This window comes from Flavilitoribacter nigricans DSM 23189 = NBRC 102662, from assembly GCF_002646595.1.
Taxonomy (GTDB): Bacteria; Bacteroidota; Bacteroidia; order Chitinophagales; family Saprospiraceae; genus Flavilitoribacter; species Flavilitoribacter nigricans.
Genome location: NZ_PDUD01000019.1, coordinates 347127 through 371970, shown reverse-complemented (window position 1 = coordinate 371970; position 24844 = coordinate 347127). Strand labels below are relative to the sequence as shown.

Below are 24844 nucleotides of genomic sequence, written 5' to 3'. Positions count from 1 at the left end.
TTTACATCCCGAACGGCTTTTTGAAGCAGGTGACTCATCGGCCTTATCTCGCTCTTCCTACTCTTATTCTAATATTCTTTCACTATTTTGGGTTCAATCGCAATGTACGATGACTCATGCGAATCAGGAGTTAAAAGTCCCGTAGGGACGAGCTATAGGTAGCCCATCCAATAATTTGGGAGGTTCAGCGTGCCGTAGGTACGCAATATGGTTTCACATGGCGTACCTACGGCACGCTAAGCCGGGAAATGGTCAATTTGCTACCTACATTTTGTGCCCAAAGGCACATTGATTTCAAGTTTAACCCCTGATTCGCATGACTCATGTTCATTTCGTCCCAACTGCTCAAAATATAAGCAGGGCTACTCATGTGATGCGTTTGATGCGAGCCGGCGGGGCTAGTTTCGCCGGCAACTGATAACTTCAAAAACGCCATCACCAATGAAAATTTACGAATTAGCGCTCTTTTGCGGTCTGTTGGGGCTGATTGCCTGTGAGTCTTCGGCCCCGCAACAAGCCGCCGTAAATAGTTTGCCGGTATCGGCAAATATCTCCTCCCCAGACCACCAGATCAGCCGGATCCAGCTGACCGGCAGGCCGGAACTGGAATACTTCGAACAGGGCCCGGACGATGGCGTTCCGCTCCTGCTCCTACACGGTTTTACGGATTCCCGGCACTCCTTCGATCTTATATTGCCCCATATTGCGGATTCCCTGAAGGTGTATGCCGTTTCGCTGCGCGGGCACGGGGAGTCCGGTAAAGAAGCCGATAGCTTTACACCTCGGGATTTTTCGGCAGACGTACTGGCTTTTATGGACCAGAAACAGATCGATCGCGCCATTATCGTGGGGCATTCCATGGGCGGAAGTATTGCCCAGCGGTTTGCCATTGACCATCCCGATCGCTGCCGGGGACTGGTACTAGCCGGAGCCTTTGCCAGCTTTCTGGACAAACCGGACCTGGTAAACTTTAAAAGTGCCGTCGACGAACTGCAAGACCCCGTCGGCCGGGAATTTATCGAGGAATTTCAGGCGAGTACCCTCCACCGCTCCGTGCCCGATCCTTTTTTTCAACAGGTCCTTACCGAGACCGCTAAAGTGCCGGCCAAAGTGTGGCAACAGGCGTTGACGGCCTTGCTGACGGCCGATTTCCGGGAAGAACTTCCGGCGATCCGGATACCCACCCTGATCCTCTGGGGGGACCGGGACGTGTTTTCACCTATGACGGACCAGCAGATCCTGCAGGATTCGATCGCCGGCGCCCGGCTGCTGGTCTACGAAGATACCGGACACGGCCTGCACTGGGAAAGGCCCGAATTGTTCGCAAAAGATCTGAACACTTTTGCCGGAGAGTTGACCGAATAGTCCGGGTTTGGCCCGGGCGGAACCCATAATTCTGCAATTTCAGGGGGAGTCATAGATGGTAGCTTCGGTTTATTTTCGTCGAAGGAGTAATGAATTGTCAGAAACCACTACGAAAACCAACCACTATGATCAGGCATTGGCTTCCCTTGTTTGCTTTAGTCTTGTTATTTTCCTGTCAGTCGGAGTCTCCGGAGGAAACGACCGCCGTCCGCCCCAATATCCTGTTTGCCATCAGTGACGATCAGTCGTTTGCTCATACCAGTTTTGCCGGCTGTACCTTCGTGCAAACACCGGCTTTTGACCGCGTTGCAAAAAATGGGATTTTTTTCCGAAACTGTCTGGCCGGCTCGCCCGGCTGTGCACCTTCGCGCAGTTCGATTGTGACGGGACGGTACCACTGGCAGAACGAACAGGCCGGGCAGCATGCCGCCGGCTGGCTGAAGAAATACGTGCCTTTTGTCGATCTGCTGCAGGCCAATGGTTACCATACCGGATTTACCGGCAAGGGAGTCGGTCCCTTTGAATACGGAAAATCCGAAGAGGACGATCTGCGGGTAGGGAATGCGGCCGGTACCGCCTTCTCCACCATCCGTTACGAGCCGGGTACCGACGGGGATGAGCGCTTTGCCGAAAAGATCAATACGATCAATTACGCAGCCAACTTTAAAGACTTTTTAAGCCAGCGGGAAGCCGACAAACCTTTCTTTTTCTGGTACGGCGCCACGGAACCCCATCGCGATTACGAAGACGGAGCCGGACTGCGCCGCGGTAAAAAATTAGCGGATGTCCAGGTACCGGAATTTTTCCCGGACTCGGAGGTCGTACGCAGTGATCTGCTGGATTATGCCGTAGAGATCGAATGGTTCGATCTCCACCTGGAGCGTATGCTGGAACACCTCGACAGCATCGGAGAACTGGAAAATACAATCGTGATCGTTACGGCGGATAACGGAATGCCTTTCCCACGGGCCAAGGCCAATGGCTACGAATACGGCGTACACGTGCCGATGGCGGTCAGTTACCCGGCCGGGTTTCCTGCCGGCAGAGCTGTAGACGATCGGATCAGTTTTGTTGATCTGGCGCCCACCATTCTCGAACTCACCCAGACTTCCCCGGAAGGCATGTTGCCCATTTCCGGGAAAAGCTTCGTCAATATTCTGCGCAGCGAACGGACCGGACAGGTGGACGAATCCCGCCGCTACGCTCTTTCCGGGCGGGAAAGGCACTCTTCCTCCCGCTACCAGAATCTGGGCTATCCGCAGCGGGTCATCCGCGACGGAGAGCACCTGCTCATCTGGAACCAGCGGCCGCAACGCTGGCCGGCGGGTGCACCCCAACGGATCAAGGAAGACACCGAATCGGAACTCTGGCCCCTCTACGGGCTCGATGAGGAAGGTAAACACCATTCGGAATGGGCATTTACCGACGTGGACGCCTGCCCGACCAAATCCTTCCTGGTGGAACACCACGAAGTGGACAGTTTGCGCAAATATTTTGACTGGGCCTACGGCAAACGGCCCGAGTTTGAGCTATTCAATATACAAAGTGATCCCTCCTGCCTGCAAAATCTGGCCGGACAAGCTTCAATGGAGGGCGTGGAGCAGCGCCTGAAAGCTGCTCTGCAGCAGCAACTGGAAAACACCTCCGACCCACGGGTGGTGGGACCGGATCCGGAATTGTTTGACTCTTATCCGCGCTACAGCCGCATGCGGGATTTTCCCCGGCCCGACTGGATGGAGGAATAAGCGTTTTTAAAAGATAGTTGTTGTAAGGGATGTACGAAAAAGGTAAGGGTCATTCGGCCAGTGCGCCGAGTTGGGAGGGGTTGTTGATCTTCACTTTGATGGCACCCAGGTCTTTAGGTTCCAGCGGTTTTTTGAAAAAGCCGGCTACCATACCCGTTTTGTCGGCCTTTTTTTCATCTTCCCGGTTGATGGATGTGGTCAGCATGAAGATGATCGACCGATCCGCGATCCGGGGAAACAGCGTTTCGTAACGCTTCAGGAACTGCCAGCCGTCCAGGCGCGGCATGTTGATGTCCAGAAAGATGATGTCCGGTTGCTTCTGACCCAGCTTTTGCAGGTATTCCAGCGCTTCCAGCGTACTTTCGTGGGTGATGATATCCTCGGCAAATTCTTCCTCCGAAAGGATAATGTTGTGAAAGTAGTTGTCCGCCGGGTTGTCATCCACCAGCAGGACTTTTTGAATGTTTGTGTTTTTCATCTTGGGTGTAAAATTTGCTTAATGTGGTACAGTAAAATAAAATGTGCTGCCCTGATTGGGTTGTGATTTTAACCAGATCCGGCCACCGTGCAACTCTACGATCTTTTTGCAGTAGGCCAGGCCGATACCGGTACCTTCGTAGTTCTCCTGCTTGTGGAGACGCTGAAAGATGCCGAATATCTGTTCGTGATACTCGGAGTGGATACCGATGCCGTTGTCCTGTACACTGAATTGCCAGTGATCTTTCTCTTCGACAGCATGAACAACTATATGCGGGGGGATATGAGCTTGCTGAAATTTGAGCGCATTGCTCAGCAGACTTGAAAACAGGAGATAAAGGTCCGGTGCGTGGCCCTGAAGCTCCGGCATGGGACCGATCTCAATGATCGCTTCCTTTTTGTCAATGGTTGAACCCAGGTTGGATACCACTTCGTCCAGGATCTGTTTGCAGTCTACGGCGGTGTTGTGCCGGGCCTGTTGGAGCTGGCTGTATTCCCGCAGCCCCCGGATCAGGGTGCTCATACGCTCGGTAGCCTGCTGCATGAACGAAAGGCTCTTTTTGCCCATTTCATCCAACTGGTTCTGGTATTTCTTGGCGACCAGCTGCGTGAAATTGGTCACCGTCTTGAGTGGTTCCTGTAGATCGTGACTGGAAATGAAGGCGAACTGTTCGAGTTCCTGGTTGCGGCGGGCCAGTTCTTCATTCTGCCGCATCAGTTCGTTCTGCAGTTCTTTGATCTCCGTCACATCGTTACTGATGATCGCAATGGAATGGACTCTTTCTTTGGCAAAGATAGGACTGGCTACATTGTAGAAATAGTAGGCGTTCCCTTCGGGATCCAGGTGTTTGTTTTCGTAGATTGACGTAAGGCCGGTAGTGATCACCTCCGCTACGATCTGCCGGGTACGGGTGGCCAGCTCTGGGTCCATCCAGTCGTAAAGCAGGGATCCGATAAAGGTATCCAGGCTGTAAGTTTCCAGCACATTATTCGAATACAAAACCAATCCTTTAAGGTCAATTATAGTTATATAGGCTTTTGTGCCCTCGACAATGGACCGGAATTTTTCGTCGGAATGACGAAGTTCCAGTTCCGCATTTTTAAGTTCCGTAATATTGATGAACGAAATTACCACGCCGTCGGTTACAGATTTACTGTTAATAAAAGGCGTGATCCGTTGGATATACCATTCGTTATCGTTGGTCAGTATCTCGGACTGTTTGGTTTTGCCCTTGATGATCACCTCGTGAATATCGGCCTGTAGCAACTGGGAAGAGCGATCTCCGAGATTGTTGGTAAAATGGCTGATGGGCCTTCCGAGATCTCCGTAGCGGATGTTGAACTGGGCGGTAATGGCGGGTGTGAATTTCCGGATACACAGTTTGCGATCCAGGAAGATGGTACCGATCTTGGTACTTTCCATCAGGTTGTCCATGTCGGCATTGATCGCCGCCAGTTCCTCGATCTTTTCGCGGTGTTCGGCATTGACCGTGTGCAACTCTTCATTCAGACTTTGCAGTTCTTCGTTGGTACTTTGCAATTCTTCGTTGGCGGAGATGAGTTCTTCGTTGGTCGCCTGCAGTTCCTCGTTACTGAATTCCAGTTCCTGAATAGTGGCCTGGAGGTGCTCACGGGTGTATTTCAGTTCTTCTTCCAGCGCAATGACGCTTTGGGAGTTCTCGGCACTGAGATCTTCGTGTTTAAATACGTTGACCATACCCGTGGGAACTTCCACCGGTTTGAAGATCAGAAAATAGGATTTGTCGAATTTGGTACGGTGCTCGGCAACCGGTTTTACGATCAGATCGATGAGCTTGACTTCCCCTTCGATCTCGTATTTGATGTTTTTGTAGCTGATCTGTTCGTCGTTACGGGCGGCTTTGCGCACACTGATCTGGACGGCCAGCATCAGTTCCTCCTGCAGCAATTTTAGCAGGTTGGTGGTGAATCCCTGCGAGGGCAGGCTGGCGTAGTTGGAAAAATTGCCGAAGGCGTGCAGGATATTGAAATTTTCGTCGATGTACATACCCACCACGCCCAGTTCTTCGGCAATGACCTCCGATGTCCATTTGAACATCTTGGATTCCACTACATTTTTTTCGGAAATAAATGGTTGGAAAGACTTGGAATCTTTGTAGGTCCCGAAGTTGGAGAACAGTTCGGTACGTCCGCCGACAGTTTCCCTCACCTTACGGAACAGCCGGGCTTTTTTGTCTACGGATTCCAGCGAATCGGCGTATTTACCGATGTTCTCACTGTTGCCGATGAATAGGACGCCATTGCGTCGCAGGGAAAACTCGAAAGTACGGATCACCTGGCGCTGGGTATCGCCTTTCAGGTAGATCAGCATATTGCGGCAAGTGACCAGATCGAGCTTGTGAAAGGGGGTGTCCCGGATCACGTTATGTTTGCTGAAAATGATCATGTCGCGGATCTGCCGGCGTACCTTATAGGCATCCTTTTTCTGCGTAAAATACTGATTGAGATATTTGGAAGGTACCTGCTGGAGTTCCTCATTGAGGTAGATACCCTGACTGGCCTTGGAAATGTAATCCTTACGAATGTCGGTGGCGAATATCTTTACATCCAGATCGGCATCCAGATGCTGGAGTTCTTCCCGGATCAGGATGGCCAGGGAATAGACTTCTTCACCGGTGCAGCATCCGACGCACCAGATCTTAAGCAGGTCCTTTTCTTTTACTTTCGTTTTGATCATGTCCGAGAGGGCCAGTCTGCGGAGTCCGTCCCAACTGCCCGGATCGCGGAAAAACTCGGTGACCCCGATAAAGAATTCGTCAAAAAGATCATCACTCTCGGCCGGCGTTTCCTTGAGATAGGAAAAATAGGCTTCGAAGGTAGGCGTCTCGGCAATATTCATCCGCCTTTTGATCCGACGGTACAGAGTACCTTCCTTATATTTGGAAAAATCGACCCCTTCGAGTTCGCTGATGTATTTCAGGATCTGATCGAAAATGGCCTTTTCGCCGATCGAGTTAAAACGGGCGGAATGAACGGTATCCGATTCGTAATGATCCAGGATGCGATCCGGTATCTTTTCTACCGGCAGAATGTCGTCGGGTTCGATCGCGCTGATGGCGCTGAGCGGCATGCCGTCGAATTCCGCCTGTTCGGGATGCTGGACGATCACAAAGCCTCCGTTATCCTTTATGGCTTTTACACCTTCCAGCCCGTCAGAGCCCGTACCCGAAAGGATAACCCCAACGGCTCTTTCTTTGAGCACTTTCCCCAGCGTGACAAAAAAGAAGTTGATGGCTTTATTAATATCCGGTTTGTCTGGACGCAGGCTGACCTCCAGTTTTTCCCGGTCCGAAAGGTTCAGCAGTTTTCCGGGGGGGATCAGATAGATGTAACCTTTCTGCAGCGTGGATTCTTCATTTACCTGTACGATGGGAAGGGTAGTACACTTTTGCAGGATCTCTTTCATCTGACTTTTGTGTTCCGATGAAAGGTGTTGGATGACCACGTAGCAAAAGGGCCACTCGGGAGAGACATTCTCAAAAAAGGTCTTCAGCGCGGAGACGCCTCCGGCCGAAGCGCCGATTGCGACAATTGCTACCCCTGAGTCATTAGCAGTTGTGGACTGTTCTGAGCTTGGATGTTCAGTCATTTAAATCGAATGGTGTTGTCCGGGTATAGGATACCCAATTGCAAAAAGCCGTTATTGAAAGCGCTATAAAAGGGATAGTTAGTTCTAGTCAAAATTAATAAATATCACCCCCGCAACTTTAATAATTGCAGAATATTTGATATTAATCTAAAAGATAGGAACAAAAAACGGTGTAGAATCTGGTTGTGCTAAGCGAAGTATGTCGGTAAAATTAAGAAAATTTTTAATGAATAAATGATCATTTGACCATTATGTTAATCTGCAATTCGAACTGATGCTCAGTCTGGTAGGTCTTCATCTCGCCCTTTAGGGTTCTGATACGCTTCTCCATATTGGTAAGACCGGTCCCGGCGCCGTCCCTATTCAGTTCGGATGCATCGATATGAATATCATTTATAATGGAAAGGTGTATCCTTTTGGGCTGGCGGCTGCTACTGAGTAATACCTGAATTTCCCGGGGTGCAGCGTGTTTGATGGCATTGTTAATACTTTCCTTAAATATGCCGTAGAGGTGATTTTTGAGAGAGGCATTTAATTTTAAATTAGGATCGGCCTGGTCGTGCCGGAAAGTATATCTGATGTCCAGCGGGGCCAGGGCGTGTTCCAGGTGCCCGCTGATGCGTTCGCACATATCCGAGAGCAACTCCTTATCGGAATTGAGCGACCAGAGCAGATCATACATATCGAACATGACGCGATTGCTGATCTCGCGGATGCGGTCCAGTTCTTTTCTTTCGGCCTCCGAAGGCTGCGACTTTCGGATATATCTGGCGAGCAACAGCTTGATCCGCGTCAGCGATGAGCCCACATGATCGTGCAGGTCCTGGTAGAACCGGTCCTTCAGGAGACTCATCTGCCGGGTTTTCCGGAAGCGGTAACTGTTGAAGACCAGCAGCAGGGAAAGGAGAGAAATGATGGAAAAGGCCAGGATAAAGTTGCGGGTTGCCCTGGTCTTTTGCAGGTTCAGTTCCGTTTCGGTCTGCACCATTTTCAGGCGTTGCAGTTCGGCAACATCCTTCTGGGATTCGTAACGGCTCACCTGGGCCTGCAGAAGTTCCTCCTGTTCCGGATGATTGATCTCGTAGTCCATCTCCTTGCTGAGCCGGAGATGATCGTACGCCTCCCGGTAACGGCCTAGCTGATAGTAGATGCGGGCGTAAAGCTCGTGGGCCCGCAACAGGAGTTGGCGGTTGGCGGTTGCTTCGGCGTCCGGCGTAATGGTGTCCAGATGGGAGAGCGCCCGCCGGTAATGTTGCTGCTGAAACAGGATACTGGATAAGGCAAAATGGCAATTCTGTATCTCCCGCTTCTGATCCAGATGCTCGCTGATGAACAGGCCTTCCCGGGCGCTTACCAGCGCACTGTCCGTCTGTCCGAGCGCGAGTTGGGCCATCGCCCGGTGGTAGTACACATAGCCGATGCTCCGGAAAACTTTTCGGGACTGGGACAGGTCGATAGCCTCCCGGCAGAGCTCGATTATTTTTTGATGATTATTCAATTTCTGATACATGGAGATCAGCCCCATGTAGGCGAGTAACTCCAGTTGGGGTATATCGTATTGTTCACTGCCCTGAATGACCTCCTTCAGGGTATTTTTTATTCTGGTGGTATCGCCGAGCCGGTTGTAAAGCAAAGACATATTGTAGAGGATCTTGTACCGGTAGGTGCTGTCGACGGCATCGGCGTAGTGAATAGAGCGGGACAAATAATCGACCGCCGGGATGAATTCCTGGACGTCGAGATAACAACTACCCAGCAAATTGCAGCTCTCCGCATAGGTGGCCGAATCGGGGAAGGCCTCCAGAATACGGATGCTTTCCCGAAACTGTTCTATTGCCGTTTCGTGGGCCTGTTCCCGTTTATCGATCCAACCCAGTAGGAGGTAGATCTTGGCCGTGAGTACCCCGATCTCTTTTTCCTCCAGTAATTGATGCATAAGCAGAGCGGCAGCCTGTCGGTTGTCGTTGGCGTAAAAAATTCCCCGGGCAAAATCGTAAATGATATCCAGACGCTGCTTGCGGTTGTCCGTCGCCTTGATCCGGGGCAGGTAGGTTTGCAGAACGACCCAATCCTGCACGCCGAGCCGGTCGGAAATACTTTGGACCAGTCCGGTGGTATGTTGCTCCTGCCGGGCCAGCGGCTGCAATAATTGCTGTACTTGCTCCAGTTGTACATCCGATTGAGCATTCCCGGAAGGCAGGAACACCCCCATCGCCACCAGGCAACTGAGTAGGCTGATCCTGCTATACGCGGAAAAGGCAATAAACGCTATATGACGTTTAAGCCGCTTCATCGACTCATGTTTTCAATTTTCATTTATGCCAGGATGCAGACCGGTTTGTTCCGGTAGGATGACCTGAACTGTAAAGGATTTAACTGATACGAATGCACAAACAGTCCCGTTTCTAAGTCGGGAAAATTAAGCTGTTATGTGGTTCAGATCATCCGGTCTGGTGTCTCACTCCCCGGCATTGTACAGGAAGCAAGACCCGGATAAACCTCGCAAGGATTAGGGAAGGTGTGACCCTGATCTGAGGTAGCCCTTTAGCTCCCGATGCACCTTCTGCCGGGCGTTTGATAAGCCGGGCCGCGACGCATCTGGAACGAAATGCAGGTTAAATGTTATCTGACTGGAGCCGATGCAAATTATAGATTGGTCTTGAAAGGCGGTGATTCACCCGTGACGGGCTTTTGCTGTTTCGGAACCACCAAGATAGAAATTCAACCTTCATTTGAGTATAAGTTGGGTTTACCAGGGGGATATTCTGATCATAACGGATGAAAACCAGCAACAATCGTTATTTATCTTTTTGTGACCAATCAGAAACATACAGTCCTTATTAATGTGAATTGAATTCCTCCGCATTCAACGCCCCCATTGGCCATGTAATTTTCAAAAACGCGTTGCGATGATTAAGATCGGTTTAATTGAAGATGATCAGCTGGTGCTGGAAGAGTTGAAGGATGCTTTTCAGCGATCGGCCTCTTTGGACTGTAAAATGTCCTGCCGGACCGCTGAGGCATTTCTGAAGTATTTTCGCGGTGGCCTGGATGTGATCCTCCTGGATGTCGGATTACCGGGCATTTCCGGTATTGAAGCCCTACCCAAGATATTGACCATGGCCCCGGACGTACAGGTTGTTATGCTCACTTCTTTTGCAGATCATGAGTCCGTTTTTCAGGCCCTGCGTAACGGGGCATCCGGCTATCTGCTCAAAGATTCCTCCCTGTCCGTGATCGAACAGATCCTACAGGATACCCATCGGGGCATCCCGGCCCTGTCTCCGGCAATTGCCCTGAAGATCATTCGGTACTTTAATCAGAAACCCCAGGGACCATCCTGTAAAATGCTTACCAAAAAAGAAGGACATGTCCTTCAGCTCCTGGTGGATGGCCTAAGCTATAAACTGATCGCCGGAGAAATGAATGTATCCATCAACGGGATCCGATACCACATTAAGAATATCTACCGGAAATTACACATCAATTCCAGGTCTGAACTTTTTCAACTATACCGAGACGGTAAAATATCCCTTTTCGCGGAATAGGTCTACTCTCAGGTCGGTCGGTCCGCGTTTTTTCACAGGCCCTACATAAAGATGTAGGAGTTGGAGCCTTTTGCCAGATTTGAACGACAAAACCGGTTAATAGGCGGGCCTTCCTACATGATCATGTAGCATCATTTTTCTGCCTTTGACGGTGCTGTAGTTTAACTTCGCATTATTGAACCGGATTAATTATAAGCGACTGTTTTAAAACCTCTGTTGCCGGAAAAGTCCAAAAGTAGCCCCATCTGCTGCACGTTACAGCCCGGTGAGGTTTTTAAAGCAGTCCTGAGTCCTTTTTCAACAGTCCGAAAAATTGAAGCTTCTAAGCATTGATCGTAATACACTATGAATACACCCTGTGCTATCTCTCATGCTTACTTAGAAAATTTTGCTAAGCATATTAGAAGCTAAAGAAATTGACCGAATGGTCTTACATCGTAGTTAAATGCGGAGGATAGTACAATCATCTTACCAGAACACTCTTTGGTGTTCTGGTTTTTTTTGCCTCTGAAAACGCGCCCACAAAAGCACAATTCTCGAATCAGCTGATCTTTCCAAAACATAAACCGGCTTCTCCTGTTTTGCACTCGAAACTTTTCAGGCAAAACCCAAACAATGAAGCGCGGACTACTTTGGTTTAGAACCGATCTAAGGTTAGCTGATAACCTTGCCCTGCACGCAGCCCTGCAGGATTGCGAGGAAATTATCCCGGTATATATTCTGGACGAACAGTGGCTGGGGACGGACCGTTGGGGTTTTCCCCGGACGGGCCCTTTTCGTCTGCAGTTCCAGTTGGAAAGTCTGCAGGATCTCCAAACGCAGCTTAGCGCAAAGCAAAGTGACCTGATCTTCCGCTGCGGCCACCCGGCAGCTATCTTGCCCGAACTGGCCCGGGAATATCAGTGTGACCGGATATACTGCAGCAAGGAGTATACCTTCGAGGAGATCGCCGTGGAACGAGCCCTGGAGGAGCAAGTGGAGGTGAGCTATTTTCACAACAGCCCGATGATCCATCCGGACGATCTGCCCTTCGCCATCGAAAAACTACCGGAAGTATTCACCAACTTCCGCAAAAAGGTTGAAAAGTACAGTCAGATAAGATCGCCGTTACCGGCACCGGAGATCATTTCGAGCCCGACCCTGGAATCTGCTGATCTACCGAGTGTGCAGGATCTCGGGAGGGTAGGGGTAGCCCCCGATCCACGCGGCGTGCTGGCATTCCGGGGCGGAGCGACGGCCGGTGCGGATCGACTCCGGCACTACCTCTGGGATACCCGGCAACTCTCCGATTACAAGGAGACACGGAATGGCCTGATCGGGGCGGATTATTCCAGTAAATTTTCCGCCTGGCTGGCGCAGGGCTGTCTGTCCGCCCGTACGATCTACGCGGAAGTAGAGCGCTACGAAGCGGAAGTGGAGAAGAACCAGTCTACCTACTGGATGAAATTTGAACTGCTCTGGCGCGATTTTTTCAAATTCACAGCTATGCGCTACGGCAAAAAGATCTTCCTGCCGGGAGGCATCAAAGACAAAACGAAAAACTGGAATTACCGGCCGGAGACCGTGCAGCGCTGGATCGACGGCGCTACGGGCGACGCCTTTGTAGATGCCAATATGCGTGAACTGAAGGAGACCGGTTTTATGAGTAATCGCGGTCGCCAGAACGTCGCTTCCTACCTGGTGCATCAGCTCGGGCAGGACTGGCGCGTGGGAGCGGCCTGGTTCGAATCCCGGCTCATCGACTACGATGTGACGAGTAATTATGGCAACTGGATCTACGCCGCCGGAGTGGGCAATGACCCGCGGGACCGGGTGTTCAATACCCAACGACAGGCCGAACGCTACGATGAGCATGGGGATTACCGGGAGCTGTGGGGGGAGGGCTGATCAATTGCAATCTCAAGCCCAATTTCAATAGCAAATAAATGGCGACGGTTCGGTCTATTATTAATCTCTTCGCCTGATATTGGCTTATTGCTATTGCTATTGCCGTTGGAATTGCTGTTTTTCTCATTCCGTACCTAAAGGCACGGGGCAGATCGTTCATTTTTGTCTGCTATCCAGATCTGGTCCCTGCCAAGACGTTGATAATTATATGTCTTACTTCCTCGCTAGATATTTAAAACTGACGGGCAACACGGTGCTCCGTTAGGGATGGGCTGTAGCTAGCAAAAGTGTATATTTAAATTTTTGGAATACTTCATTCCGTACTTAAAGCCACGGGGACAACCGTCCACTGTTTATTGCTACCCGATTATCTCCCTGACGGGATAAGGGAAAGAAAATCTTCCTTAATTTTAGCATATCATAATATTCTCGATAGCTGATTGCTACTGCTGGCGACGCAGGGTCCCGGTAGGGACGAAATATGGGTAGCAAAGACATTTAGATATATCGTAGTCGTGCCGTCAGGTACGAAATGTAAAAACCGATCAATGGCAAACACGTATACCCAAATTCACATACAGACCATTTTCGCTGTCCAAGATCGTCAATCTTTAATCCAAGCTGCTTGGCGTGAAGAATTGTACCGGTATCTAACGGGCATTGTACAAAATCATGGCCACAAAATGTTACAGGTCAATGGGATGCCCGATCACGTCCACTTGTTCATCGGGATGCGGCCTGCCCAATCACTTTCAGACCTGATGAAAAAAGTTAAGGGAGATTCTTCGGAGTGGATTAATAAAAGGGGATTTACCAAAAGCAGATTCTCCTGGCAGGCCGGTTATGGTGCCTTTTCATATGCTAAGTCGCAAGTGCCCCGAGTTATTCGGTATATTCAAAATCAGGAAGAACATCATCGTAAAAAAAGCTTTACGGAAGAATATCTGGATTTTTTAAAAGCATTCGAAATTGAATACGAGGAGCGGTTCATTTTCAAATCGATTGAATAACATATTCCGTACCTAAAGGCACGGGGACAATCATTCGCTCATTTTTTGCTACCCAGATCTGGTCCCTGACGGGACAATGGTTAGGAGGTCGCTTCCAAATTTTAGGAGGATGTGAACTTCTTGCTACTGGTGTGAGATGTGTGTTCCGTTAGGAATGAAATATTGGTATCCATAATTTGTGTTTAAATCGATTGAATAACATATTCCGTACTTAAAGGCACGGGGACAGATTGTTCATTGTTTTTTGCTACCCGGATCTGGTCCCTGCCGGTACATTGGCAAGTATATGGCACTTTAATTTCAGGAGGAATAGAATTGCTCTCTACAAATTTAAACTTGCGGACATAGCAAAGTCCCATAGGTAATAAACGTAGGTAGTCAATTAGGAAATGTCGTATTCGTGCCGTCAGGTACGAAATGTAAAAACTGGCCCCAAGCTCATTTCCCAGGCACTAAAAAGAAAACAGCCCCGCAGGTTGGTCCCTACAAGGCTGTTCGAGAAGAGTGAGGTCTATTATGTGTAACCCTTGAGTCAATGAGTCCATTTGGGTTAAAAAAATAATTTGCATGCTCTATCCGTCCTCACTCTCTAGAATTGTTGCTTTCAGAAGTTTCAAAAGAACCTTAAAATCAAACCTTTAATAAATCTCTCACTTTTTCTTAGCGGGATGGTCACTGTGGCGGTGAAAAATTTGTTACCTCGCCAGACCTGCCGAAACAGGCCGGCGAGGAACAACTACATTCACATTAGATACAGAGATACTCTATCCACACATTTTATTCTTCCTGGCAGATGAAAGTCCCGTCTTCCGCGTAGATGACGTAGATCTTTTCACTGCTATTGTTCTTTTTCAGGTAGACCCGGTACCAGAGCGAACTGTCGGCTCTGACGATCTCCCAGGTCTGATTGTTCATGATCTTGTAGTCTTCGTAATCGACTGCAAGGGTTTCCAGAATCGCAGTGGGCAGCTCAGCTTCGTCGAACCAGGTAGCGCTTTGCCACAGGTTCCAGTCGAGATCGAAATACAGCAGGATCGTATTGGATCCGTTGTCTCCCTTCAATAGATAGATCTCGGTACCATCGCAAAAAGTCTGGGCATCGATGGTAAATTCGTAATCGGTGTAATTTTCGTCGAGGAAGTCCACTACCGCTTCCGGCAGATCGTCGATGGTGATTTCTTCGTCTTCTTCTTCCTCCTCTTCTTCACCATCTTCGTCCTCGTCCTCGTCTCCATCATCATCGGAGACTTCGGTTCCGCAGACCAGGGTGCCGTCTTCGGTATAAGTTACCTCGAGGTAGCCTGCGTCATTTTTAATTCTCGTTTTGAACCATACAGCGGCATCTGCCCTTTCAATTTTATAACTCTTGTTGTTGCTGATCGTATAGTCCGGATAACCTTCCGCGATGGCGGTGGTAACGGCCTCCGGCAGTTCGGTTTCATCGATCTTCACTGCACTTTGCAGAAAGTTGCCGTCCAGATCAAAACTCAGATAGATCTTTTCGCTGCCTTTCATGGCCGTCACGGCGTAGATCTCCGTGCCGTCGCAGAGGGTGTCGGCAGCAGCCTTGAACTGATACCCTTCGTAATTTTCATCCAGCCATTCGGTAACCGATTCGGGTAATTCCACTTTGCCGGACTCATCTTCTTCCTCTTCGTCTTCCTCGTCCTCGTCCGCACATTGTGCATCCGGATTCATGACCCGGATCACCGGCTTCATGATGTACTTGCCGTTACCGGTCTGATGGACGGATTGGGCCGCATCGAAATCGAGAATGAGATCGTACTGCGGGGTGTCCGTCAGATCGAGGCATAGCTTGATCTTCAGGCCGCTTTGGCTACCGGAAGGGATCTTCAGTTCGAAAGATTCCCCTTCGACTACTACGGTGTTGTTTTCTCCTAGTACGAGACGTACTTCTGTGAGTTGACCAAGTTCCAGATCTGCATTGGCGATGAGGGCGTCTATTCCGTTCTGCAGATCCAGCAGGTTATAAATACCTGCATTGGTCTCGAGGGGGATTTCCTGGGAACCTTCCGGGCCTTTGATGATCACCTGTTGGAGATCGATATTCACCTCATCCAGTTCGATGGGGGCGTCGGTGAGACGAATATTCAGGCTCGTTACGGCATCGATCTCCGTGGTCGTTTCGTCGATCAATGCTTCCGGATCACAGGATACCAGTACCAGGGGTACCAGTAAAAAGTAGAGTAGTTTTCTTGCGTTCATGTTTGGACTATAATTTGTTATCAGCTTGTGGGACGTTGTTCGTTCATTTGGGGTTTAAAAGCCAGGGCTACCGGGTCTGGTAGCCCTGGGAATGTTCATGGGATTAAAAAAAAATAGGTCGTCGTCAAAAAATTTGGTCTTGGGAAATGACCATAGGGATTGTTCAATGTTCAGCTAAAAAATCATGGGATTACGAAATGTTAAAAACAATGTTCACGGGATTATAAAAAGTAGTTCATGGGAATAAAAAACGTTTCGGGATTATGTTAATTCATGGGATTAAAAAAAACGGTTTCCGGGGTTAAAAAAAAGTAGTTTCAGTACTAACTGTTGGGTTTCAAAAAAATTCATGGGATTACTATTGCTAGTAGTGTTTCCGGACGAAGCTTCTTACGTATAATCCGCGGTCCGAAAATATCTTTACCGTGTATATACCACTTGGGTATTGGCTGATGTTAATTTTTTCCTGATTGGTGCCGGTTGTCACATCCCGTTCCTGCAGCAGGCGTCCGTTAACATCGAATAATTCCAGGTGCCGGATGTTTTCCTGAGCGTCCTCCAGTTCGATGTTGATCTGATCGAAGGCCGGGTTTGGGTAAACGTTGATTCCGCTGGTCTTAATGGGTTGAATTACCGGGGTCAGGGTGGTATCTACTTCGTATCGCAGATCCGAAGGTGCTACCTGAAAATCCAGCAGGTTGTAGTTGGTCGTTTTGATATCCGTCACCACGATGTCGGATTTTCCGACCACGATGTCTTCCATCACAATATTCAGGCTGCCAACCTCTCCGAATCCAGTCACTTCGTTGCCGTCCTTACGGACAACCGCTATCTGGACGATACCGTTCTTCCGGTCATTCTTAATGAATTTGATCACTTTTTCAACCCCCATTCCACTCATCCAGGTGTCTTCCAGGATATCCAGGGTAACGGAATTGCCCCGGTCGGCTACGAAATTCGTATCGTAAGTGGCGGTAAAAGCCAGGCCGTAAAAACCGAAAACCGTATCCAGCTGGGAGCCGAGGCTCAGATCAGCTTTCAGGGTAGCTCCGGGAGCCAGTACCGGCATGTCCGAGGAAAGCGCCAGGGTAGGATCCTGTTCCGGATCACCTGTCAGAAAGTTGTCGGGCATTACAATGCCGTGTACCTTTCCAAAATTATCCTCGATCACCTTTTTGTCAGCGTCATCCACGACACCGTCTCCGTTGCAATCGGCGTAGGCAAAATTCAAACCGTCCGGGAAGCTTTCTCCCCAGGGGGTGGTGGGTAAGTTCTGTCCCACCCATTCGGTAGTAGCGTCTGTTCTTTCGGCTCCTTCTGAACCGTTTGCTACTGCCCAGTACAACACGTCAATGTTGTTTACAATACCATTGTTGTTGATGTCGCCCGGCCAAACTTGCTGCCCAAGGGCGGTGGTACATTGCCACAGGATTATAATTGTTATTGAGATTATGTTCCGCAATGGTACTGTTGTTTGTAATTCTGATACAAATATAGAGGGGAGAATGGAGCGTGACAAATACATTTTTCGTGTTTTTTCAGTTTAAAATACTAAATTTGTTTTCGCCTGTTTGCGGGATGATCAAATTTAGTTGTTGGTTAAGTTGTTGTTTTACAGTGTTTTGTGTTTTTGATAATTTATATTTATTTTAATATGTTATTGGTGTTTTTTCAGGCAGAAATGAGAAAGTTCAAAAAAAAACAATAAGAATCTATGAAAAATAGCAAGCTTATTGAGCTATTGGGAAGTTTTGAACCCAACGAGTTCCGCCAATTCTGCGAGTTTGTGGCTTCTCCTTATTACAATAAGAACGAAGACCTTATTGCCCTGGCCGAATACCTGGAACCACTGGCCCCGAATTTTCCCGCCGATAAAATTAAGAAAGAAGTCGTATTTAAGTCGGTATTCCGTGGTCAGGCATTTGACAAGAAGCAAATGGCCTACCTGATGAACTATCTGCTCAAACTGGGGGAGCGCTTCCTGGCGGTCCAGCGCTACGAAAAGGACGATATGCTGGTGAATTGCCACATGCTGGAACAATTTGTGGACCGCAAGCTGGATAAACACTATAATTACCTGCACAAAAAGACCAACCAGGCCCTGGAAGAGACCGAGCGGCAGGATGGAGATGGCTATTATTACCGCTATCGCCTGTCCAAGGTGGCAACCGATCACTTCTACAGTCAGCAGATCCGGAAATTTGATCCCAGTTTGCAGATGGTTTCCGATCAGCTCGACAAGTTCTACTTTTTCCACAAGCTCAAATACAGTTGCGAAATGCTCAACCGCCAGGCCATCATTTCGGCGGATTATCAATTGACCTTTGTCGATGAGGTAAGATCCTATCTGAGCAATCGCCGGGATATCGATCCGCTCATCGAGATCTATCTGCACATCTATTTGTCTTTATCTTTTCCGGAGGAGGAAGTACATTTTGAAAAGCTCATGGAACTGATGGAGCGCTACGCACTCGGCATTGATCAGAAAACCCGACGGGAGATCTATCTCTATGCCCTTAACTACTGTGCGCCTAAAATTCGCAAAGGGGAAAAGTATACCTCCATCATGCTGGACCTATATATAAAAGGTATCGAGAACAAGTCGCTCTTCGATGAGGCCTACCTCTCGCACTGGACGTATTCCAATGTGGTCAAACTGGCCCTGCGATTGCAACGCTACGAATGGATCGAGACCTTTATCCGCGAGCACGTATCCAGTCTGCCGCCCCAACTGCGGGAAGACGCCGAACACTACAACCTCGCTGAATTGTACTACCACAAGAAAGCCTACGACGAAGTACTGACTCACCTCAACCAGCTTCACTTCACGGACCTGCACTACCACCTGGGCTCGCGGGTCATGATGCTGAAGACCTACTACGAACAGGATGCGGATGAGCCTTTGCTGTCGCTACTGGCTTCCTTCAGCGTTTTCCTGCGACGCAACAAGAAGATGTCGGCCTCCATGAAAAAGACCTACCTCAATTTCTGCAATCTGTTACATCAACTGATGCGCCGGAACCCCAAAAAGTGGAAAAGACTCGGCAATTCCATTCAAAATACCCAACCCCTCACGGATCGCTCCTGGTTGTACGGCATCTGGGAAGCAAACGGCCGCTCCCTGTAAATACAACCACCCACTAAATCCAGGAGACCGTCCACCCTCGACCCTCAACCCTCAACCGTCCCCAAAAAAAACACCCCCACCTTGAACACTTCCCCCCCAAACGCCATTTCCTATTAGCCAATACATTTATAAAACCTAGAAAACCTTGACATGCAACACAAAACTATCTTTCCCTTTTTGCTACTGGCCCTGCTGTTCAGCGCCTGCCAGCGAGACAGTCTTAACGAAACGGCTCTGACCACCACCGACGCAACGACCCTGGAAAACCGGCAATCCTATCCGGACCTTATCCCCCTGCCGGACGGATTCAAACCGGAAGGCATCGTGGCGGGTACCGGCAGTGATTTTTACGTCGGTTCCCTGGCGGACGGCTCTATTTACCGGGGTGATTTCCGCACCGGCAGCGGCGAAGTATTCTACACGCCCGACGGCGCCAATACGGCGGTTGGAATGTCTTTTGACAGCCGCACGAAATACCTGTTTGTGGCCGGCGGCGGTTTCGGCACGGGATACATCGTAGATACCCGTACCGGTACGGAAGTCGTGAGCTATGATTTTGGCGGCGCTTTCGTCAACGATGTGATCGTGACCAAAGATGCGGCCTATTTTACCGATTCCTTTACACCATATATATATAAGGTGCCGCTGGGACCAACCGGTAGCCCGGCCGATGCTGCAGATGTGGAAGCCATCGAACTGGGAGGAGACTTTGAATTCGTTCCCGGAAACTTCAACGCCAACGGCATCGAAGCCATTCCGGACGGCACCGCCCTCATCGTCGTCAACGGCGGTACCGGTGACCTCTACCTGGTGGACCCCGAAACGGGCGACGCTACCCTGATCGACCTGAACGGTGACTCTGTTAATAATGGTGACGGTATCCTCCTGGTAGGTAAAACCCTCTACGTGGTACAGAATTTCCTGAATCAGATCGCAGAGGTAAAACTCTCCACGGATTACCTTACCGGAAGCGTGGAAGACATCCTTACCGACGATGATTTCCGGATCCCAACCACCGTCACCCGGCACGGCGGAACGCTCTATGCGGTAAATGCCCGATTTGATGTCGCTCCTCCCCAAAGCTCGGCGGAGGGAATTGAATTTAATGTGGTACGGGTGGATTAGGGAGGCAGGAGTCAGGTGAGAGGAGTCAGGTGAGAGGTGTCAGGTGTGAGGGGGGAGGGGCGAGGTGTCAGGTGTCAGATTTCAGGGGGGCAGAGCCATTTGTCTGGCTTCAAACGCCCAAATCAAACATCTGACCCCTCTCACCCCTGACTCCTCACCTCTCCTGACCCCTCGCCCCTGACCCCTCCAACCTCGCCCCTGACACCTCACCCCTACCACCTCACAACCCACCACCATTGCCCACAGAGATCGCCCAACTAGCAACATCGGAATTATTCTGGCTGGCGCTCGGAGCCGTACTGGCTGGAGTGGAAAAAGCCGGCATCAAGGGATTGAGCATGGCTATTGTGCCTGTCTATGCCCTCATTCTGGGTGGGAAGACCTCGTCCGGCCTGGTATTATTGATCTTCATCAGTGCCGATCTGCTGGCGATACGGCACTATTTTCGGTACGGGCAGCGGGATATCATCCGCAATCTGTTCTGGCCGGCCGTGATCGGGATCCTGTTGGGGGTGATCCTCGGTAATTATATCAACGATGCTCTGTTTAAAGATATCATCGCCGTCATTATTATCGGCTGCCTGGCGTTGATGGCTTTCCCCGCCGTGTCCCGGCAACCCGCCGAAAAGATCCGGCGGCCTTTCTGGGCCAATACGATTGGATTGATCACCGGTTTCAGTACCATGATCGCGAATGTTTCCAGTCCTATTCTGGCTATTTTTCTGCTGGCGCTGAAGTTGCCGAAGAAAGAATTTATCGGAACGGTAGTCTGGTTTTTCTTTCTGATCAATTTGGTCAAGCTGCCATTTCACATCTGGGTCTGGGAGACCATCCAGCCCTCCACACTGCTCACCTTATTATATGCGATCCCCTTTATCGTTATCGGCTTTCTGATCGGATTGCAGATCGTGGGCCGGATCGCCGAAAGGAGTTTTCGCTACCTCATTATCGGCGTAACCCTGATCGCTGCCCTGAAATTACTTTTCTCCTGATCGGGGAGATCAGTAATACAGCACCTTTACTTCGTTGAAATCATCATCTTCCATATAAAAGCGGATGGTGCCGGCGTATTGTTTCTCCTCGACTATGGTCGCTCCCAGGTGCCCTTCGATGGTACTGAGACGAATGATGGCTCCGAGATCCCGCAGGGAATTGGCCTGATAAGACGCCAGCGTACCCTGTTTGCTCATGCCGCCGAGACCGGCCAGTCCGTACTGCTGCTTTCCTTCCACCACTTCAAAACTGGCCCAGTTCTCTCCTTCACCGGCAGATTTGAAACGTTCCAGCCGGAGATAACCTTTGGTGCCTTTGAGGGCAATACCGGAGGCATCTTCTTCCGGTTCGTAATCCGAATAACTTTTGAAATAATGCCTGGCGACTGCTTCCAGTTCATCCGGCGTCAGTTCGTTGGCCTGCACCACGATTTCCGGACTGGTAAGCCCCTTTTTCAGTTTCAGGCGAACGGTATCTTCCGGAGCGATAGTTTCCATAATGCGGACGATATCCTGTAGGGTCTGTACCGTTTCCCCGTTGATCCGGGTGACGGTATAGCCGGTTTTGTCCTGCAGGCTTTCGTAGCCGGGGCTATCCGCCAGTACACTTTTAATAAAGGGAGCTCCGTCCGGTTCGGAGGGTAGGGTAGTGGAGGCAAACTCCAGCCCGAGGTAGGCCCGGCGTAGACGGCCGTCGTTCTCCAGGATACTGTTGACCAGTTGAGCCGCCCGTTGCCCTTCGAGGGCGAAGTTGAGTTGGGAAAAAAGGTAATTCTGACCGTTTTTATTCCGGGTCTCGATCCAAGTATTTACCCCGACAACTTTTCCATTCTCGTCGACCAACGGTCCTCCGCTGTTACCCCAGATCAGGGTGGCGGTATGTTGCAGGAAACCGAAACGGCCGGTTGTCGGCCGGTGGTAGAGGCGGTTCTTCCCGCTGATGATGCCCTCGGTAATGGAATAGGGATAATTGCCCAGCGGGTTACCGATGGCGTAGACCCTTTGGGCCAGGTGGGCCTCTTGCTCGCTGAATTCCATCGGCAGGATCTCCGACCCGGGTTCTTCACCGTCAAATTCCAGCACGGCAATATCGTAAAAGCTGTCACCGCCCAGAATGCGTACCGGGTATTTGGTCCGGTTGATACTGAAGGCGTAAACCGCACCGCGATCCCGGGAAGCGGCATCGATCACGTGGGCATTGGTAACGATGTAATACTTGCCGTCCAGATCGATCACAAAACCCGAGCCGTTGGAAAAGACATCACCCATGTTCAGGTTCTTTTCGTACGCAATATCGGCGTAGGAAGGCTGCGGATTGGCAAAGCCCAATACCTTATCGTTGTCATCCACATCGAATACCCCAATGGTGACAATGCCCGAAAGGGCACGCTCCAGCGGAGGCAGATCATTCTGGCCGCAAAGGGTATGAAACAGAGCTGTGGTCAGTAAAAATATGCAGGAAATGGATCTCATAGCCGTGTTGTGTTTGGAACTTGGACGATATACGGATTTGGACAGACCTCCTTCACCCGTTCTTGACTTTCTATTTGAACAAACGGGAAAAAGTTACCCCGGACGGGAAGCGATTGCCCGTGGAATATTTTTATCTTGAGCATCTACCAAAATAGAGCTTCGGCGGTATGAAAAAGCTACTCTTCCTCGTGCTGGTTTTCAGCTTTGCGCTGCATTCCCGGGCACAGATCTCCATTGAACAATTACTCTCCGCTCCTTTCCCGAGTGACCTGACGGCCGGACCGGACGGGAAACTACTGGCCTGGGTATTCAACGACCGCGGAGAACGGAACATCTACCTGGCCGGCGGCGATCAGTTCCGCGAGGTCCGAAAGCTTACGAACTATACGGGCGATGAAGGCATTGCCCTGGGTAGCCTCACTTTCACGCCGGATGGCCGGCAACTGATCTACGTGCGGGGCAACGGCACCAATCGGAGCGGCCAGTCGGCAAATCCGGCACAATTGCAGATAGAGACCGGCCAGGAGATCTGGGTGGTATCCGTGGACGGAGGAGAGCCCCGCTCCGTGGCCAAAGGTGCATCACCCAGTATTGCTCCGGACGGAAAAACGCTGGTATTCCTGCAGAAGGGGCAGGTGTGGACCGCCGACCTGACGGAGACCGGCAAGGAGGCCCGGCAACTGTTTCTGGCCCGGGGCAGCCAGGGCGACCTGCGGTGGCACCCCGAGGGCCGTCAACTGGCTTTCGTCAGTCGCCGGGGAGATCACAGTTTTATCGGCATTTACGATCTGGATTCCGGGGAATTGTGGTACCCGGATCCATCCGCGGACAATGACGGAGAACCGGTCTGGAGCCCGGCCGGCGACCGCCTGGCCTACGTGCGTCGACCTAATGTACGCGTTTCCGTTCCCTTCACACCCCGGCGGGAAGGCAGCCCCTGGAGTATCCGGGTGCTGCGTATGGATAATAAGACTGCTGCGGAAGTCTGGAAGGCCGACCCAAAAGACGGCTCCGTCTTCGTGGGCAATCTGCCCGTCATGGAGAATAAGTTGCTCTGGGCTGCGGAGGATCAGCTGATCTTTCCCTGGGAAAAATCCGGTTGGGTGCATATGTACGCGCTGGACATCCGTCGCGAAGTGGTCAATCCGCTGATGATCGGTGACGGTGAGGTGGAGAATGCCCGGCTGGATGCAAACGGACAGTACCTGTACTATACCGCGAACATCGGGGACATCAACCGGCGGCATCTCTGGCGGGTGAATATCCGCGATCCGAAACCCGAACTGCTTACCGAGGGCGCGGGCATCGAATGGAGCCCGGTACTGACGGCCGGCGGCCTGGCCATGCTCCACGCCTCGGCTACCCGACCGGCCTGGCCGGCATTGCTATCCGAAGGAAAGATCCGCGATCTGGCTCCCCGCCTGTTCCCGCGGGATTTTCCGAATGGGCTGGTCCGCCCGGAGACGGTAAAGGTCACGGCTACGGACGGCCTCCAGGTACCGGCTCAGATCTTTCTTCCGGGAGATTACGAAGCGGGACGGGAATATCCCGCAGTTATCTTCCTCCACGGCGGTAGTCGCCGCCAGATGCTGGAAGGTTTTCACTACAGTTCTTACTACAGCAATGCCTACGCGCTGAGTCAGTATTTTGCCTCCCGGGGTTACATCGCCATGGCGCTGAATTACCGCAGTGGTATCGGCTACGGACTGGATTTTCGCGAAGCGCAGGATTACGGCGTAAGCGGTGCCAGTGAAGTCCGGGATCTGATCGGTGCGGCGGAATACCTCCGGGACCGACCGGATGTGGACGGCAACCGGATCGGACTCTGGGGCGGCAGCTACGGCGGTTACCTCACCGCCCACGGATTGGGGCAGCGCAGTGATCTCTTTGCCGTCGGGGTGGATATCCACGGGGTGCACAACTGGAATACCGAATTGCCGACTTTCGCTTCCTGGTACGATTCCACCCATTACGAAAAGATCGCCCAACTGGCTTTCCAGTCTTCCCCGATGCAGCATGTAGACGGCTGGGAGGATCCGGTGCTGTTCATCCACGGCGACGATGACCGGAATGTTCCCTTCAGCGAAACGGTGGATATGATCGAAGCCCTCCGGAAAAAGGGTGTACATTTTGAGCAACTGATCTTTCCCGATGAGGTCCACGGATTTCTGTTGCACCGCAACTGGCTGGATGCCTACCGGACTACGTTCCAGTTCATCGACCGCTATCTAAAGGAATAAC

At 50.8% G+C, this 24844-nt stretch carries 15 protein-coding genes; 9 read left to right on the top strand and 6 right to left on the bottom strand.

The features are described from left to right. Positions 1-441: 441 nt before the first annotated feature. Together CRP01_RS14225 and CRP01_RS14220 are read left to right on the top strand one after the other, a co-directional pair. On the top strand, positions 442-1365 hold the full coding sequence (locus tag CRP01_RS14225; RefSeq protein ID WP_099150719.1) for an alpha/beta fold hydrolase: 924 nt from the start codon (positions 442-444) through the stop codon (positions 1363-1365). 125 nt (positions 1366-1490) lie between these two features. Next, positions 1491-3110, top strand: a complete 1620-nt coding sequence (locus CRP01_RS14220) for a sulfatase family protein (protein WP_099150718.1) — start codon at positions 1491-1493, stop codon at positions 3108-3110. A 49-nt stretch (positions 3111-3159) separates the two neighbouring features. Here the strand turns inward: CRP01_RS14220 and CRP01_RS14215 are convergent, their stop codons facing one another. The 3 genes from CRP01_RS14215 to CRP01_RS14205 form a co-directional block, all read right to left on the bottom strand. Then, positions 3160-3588: a response regulator gene (locus tag CRP01_RS14215; RefSeq protein WP_099150717.1), complete on the bottom strand. Its 429-nt coding sequence runs from the start codon at positions 3586-3588 to the stop codon at positions 3160-3162. An 18-nt stretch (positions 3589-3606) separates the two neighbouring features. Then, positions 3607-7215 (bottom strand): CheR family methyltransferase, encoded by a 3609-nt coding sequence (locus CRP01_RS14210; RefSeq protein WP_099150716.1) that lies wholly within the window; start codon positions 7213-7215, stop codon positions 3607-3609. 238 nt (positions 7216-7453) lie between these two features. Further along, positions 7454-9508, bottom strand: coding sequence for a tetratricopeptide repeat-containing sensor histidine kinase (locus CRP01_RS14205; protein WP_099150715.1), 2055 nt, complete (start codon positions 9506-9508; stop codon positions 7454-7456). Between the two features lie 616 nt (positions 9509-10124). On the opposite strand from CRP01_RS14205, the gene CRP01_RS14200 reads away from it, so the two are divergent. The 3 genes from CRP01_RS14200 (at position 10125) to tnpA (ending at position 13660) form a co-directional block, all read left to right on the top strand. After that, the gene (locus CRP01_RS14200; protein ID WP_099150714.1) at positions 10125-10763 is read left to right on the top strand and encodes a response regulator; all 639 of its coding nucleotides are present in this window, start codon (positions 10125-10127) and stop codon (positions 10761-10763) included. A gap of 615 nt (positions 10764-11378) precedes the next feature. Continuing rightward, the gene (locus CRP01_RS14195; protein WP_099150713.1) at positions 11379-12650 is read left to right on the top strand and encodes a DASH family cryptochrome; all 1272 of its coding nucleotides are present in this window, start codon (positions 11379-11381) and stop codon (positions 12648-12650) included. A 548-nt stretch (positions 12651-13198) separates the two neighbouring features. Continuing rightward, positions 13199-13660 (top strand): IS200/IS605 family transposase, encoded by a 462-nt coding sequence (tnpA, locus tag CRP01_RS14190; protein WP_099150712.1) that lies wholly within the window; start codon positions 13199-13201, stop codon positions 13658-13660. Between the two features lie 777 nt (positions 13661-14437). Here the strand turns inward: tnpA and CRP01_RS14185 are convergent. After that, positions 14438-15886 carry a DUF4382 domain-containing protein gene (locus CRP01_RS14185; RefSeq protein ID WP_099150711.1) on the bottom strand — a complete coding sequence of 483 codons (1449 nt, stop codon included), beginning with the start codon at positions 15884-15886 and terminating at the stop codon, positions 14438-14440. 364 nt (positions 15887-16250) lie between these two features. Further along, positions 16251-17234 carry a T9SS type A sorting domain-containing protein gene (locus CRP01_RS14180; RefSeq protein WP_170110368.1) on the bottom strand — a complete coding sequence of 328 codons (984 nt, stop codon included), beginning with the start codon at positions 17232-17234 and terminating at the stop codon, positions 16251-16253. A gap of 366 nt (positions 17235-17600) precedes the next feature. Here CRP01_RS14180 and CRP01_RS14175 point away from each other — a divergent pair, with 366 nt between their 5' ends. From CRP01_RS14175 to CRP01_RS14165, 3 genes are all read left to right on the top strand, one after another. Continuing rightward, positions 17601-19013 carry a hypothetical protein gene (locus CRP01_RS14175; protein WP_099150709.1) on the top strand — a complete coding sequence of 471 codons (1413 nt, stop codon included), beginning with the start codon at positions 17601-17603 and terminating at the stop codon, positions 19011-19013. 150 nt (positions 19014-19163) lie between these two features. Then, positions 19164-20138 (top strand): SMP-30/gluconolactonase/LRE family protein, encoded by a 975-nt coding sequence (locus CRP01_RS14170; protein ID WP_099150708.1) that lies wholly within the window; start codon positions 19164-19166, stop codon positions 20136-20138. A gap of 236 nt (positions 20139-20374) precedes the next feature. Further along, positions 20375-21130, top strand: a complete 756-nt coding sequence (locus tag CRP01_RS14165) for a sulfite exporter TauE/SafE family protein (RefSeq protein WP_099150707.1) — start codon at positions 20375-20377, stop codon at positions 21128-21130. A 9-nt stretch (positions 21131-21139) separates the two neighbouring features. On the opposite strand, the gene CRP01_RS14160 is transcribed toward CRP01_RS14165, so the two are convergent. Next, complete coding sequence (locus CRP01_RS14160; protein ID WP_099150706.1) at positions 21140-22603, bottom strand: S1C family serine protease; 1464 nt, start codon at positions 22601-22603, stop codon at positions 21140-21142. A gap of 167 nt (positions 22604-22770) precedes the next feature. Here CRP01_RS14160 and CRP01_RS14155 point away from each other — a divergent pair, with 167 nt between their 5' ends. Beyond that, a complete protein-coding gene (locus CRP01_RS14155; RefSeq protein WP_099150705.1) occupies positions 22771-24843 on the top strand; it encodes a S9 family peptidase in 2073 nt (690 codons plus the stop codon). Position 24844: the final 1 nt, after the last annotated feature.

Bases quoted from the DNA above. Each gene is read 5' to 3' on its own strand.
- CRP01_RS14225 (WP_099150719.1), top strand. From the start codon at position 442: ATGAAAATTTACGAATTAGCGCTCTTTTGCGGTCTGTTGGGGCTGATT.
- CRP01_RS14220 (WP_099150718.1), top strand. From the start codon at position 1,491: ATGATCAGGCATTGGCTTCCCTTGTTTGCTTTAGTCTTGTTATTTTCC.
- CRP01_RS14215 (WP_099150717.1), bottom strand. From the start codon at position 3,588: ATGAAAAACACAAACATTCAAAAAGTCCTGCTGGTGGATGACAACCCG.
- CRP01_RS14210 (WP_099150716.1), bottom strand. From the start codon at position 7,215: ATGACTGAACATCCAAGCTCAGAACAGTCCACAACTGCTAATGACTCA.
- CRP01_RS14205 (WP_099150715.1), bottom strand. From the start codon at position 9,508: ATGAAGCGGCTTAAACGTCATATAGCGTTTATTGCCTTTTCCGCGTAT.
- CRP01_RS14200 (WP_099150714.1), top strand. From the start codon at position 10,125: ATGATTAAGATCGGTTTAATTGAAGATGATCAGCTGGTGCTGGAAGAG.
- CRP01_RS14195 (WP_099150713.1), top strand. From the start codon at position 11,379: ATGAAGCGCGGACTACTTTGGTTTAGAACCGATCTAAGGTTAGCTGAT.
- tnpA (WP_099150712.1), top strand. From the start codon at position 13,199: ATGGCAAACACGTATACCCAAATTCACATACAGACCATTTTCGCTGTC.
- CRP01_RS14185 (WP_099150711.1), bottom strand. From the start codon at position 15,886: ATGAACGCAAGAAAACTACTCTACTTTTTACTGGTACCCCTGGTACTG.
- CRP01_RS14175 (WP_099150709.1), top strand. From the start codon at position 17,601: ATGAAAAATAGCAAGCTTATTGAGCTATTGGGAAGTTTTGAACCCAAC.
- CRP01_RS14170 (WP_099150708.1), top strand. From the start codon at position 19,164: ATGCAACACAAAACTATCTTTCCCTTTTTGCTACTGGCCCTGCTGTTC.
- CRP01_RS14160 (WP_099150706.1), bottom strand. From the start codon at position 22,603: ATGAGATCCATTTCCTGCATATTTTTACTGACCACAGCTCTGTTTCAT.
- CRP01_RS14155 (WP_099150705.1), top strand. From the start codon at position 22,771: ATGAAAAAGCTACTCTTCCTCGTGCTGGTTTTCAGCTTTGCGCTGCAT.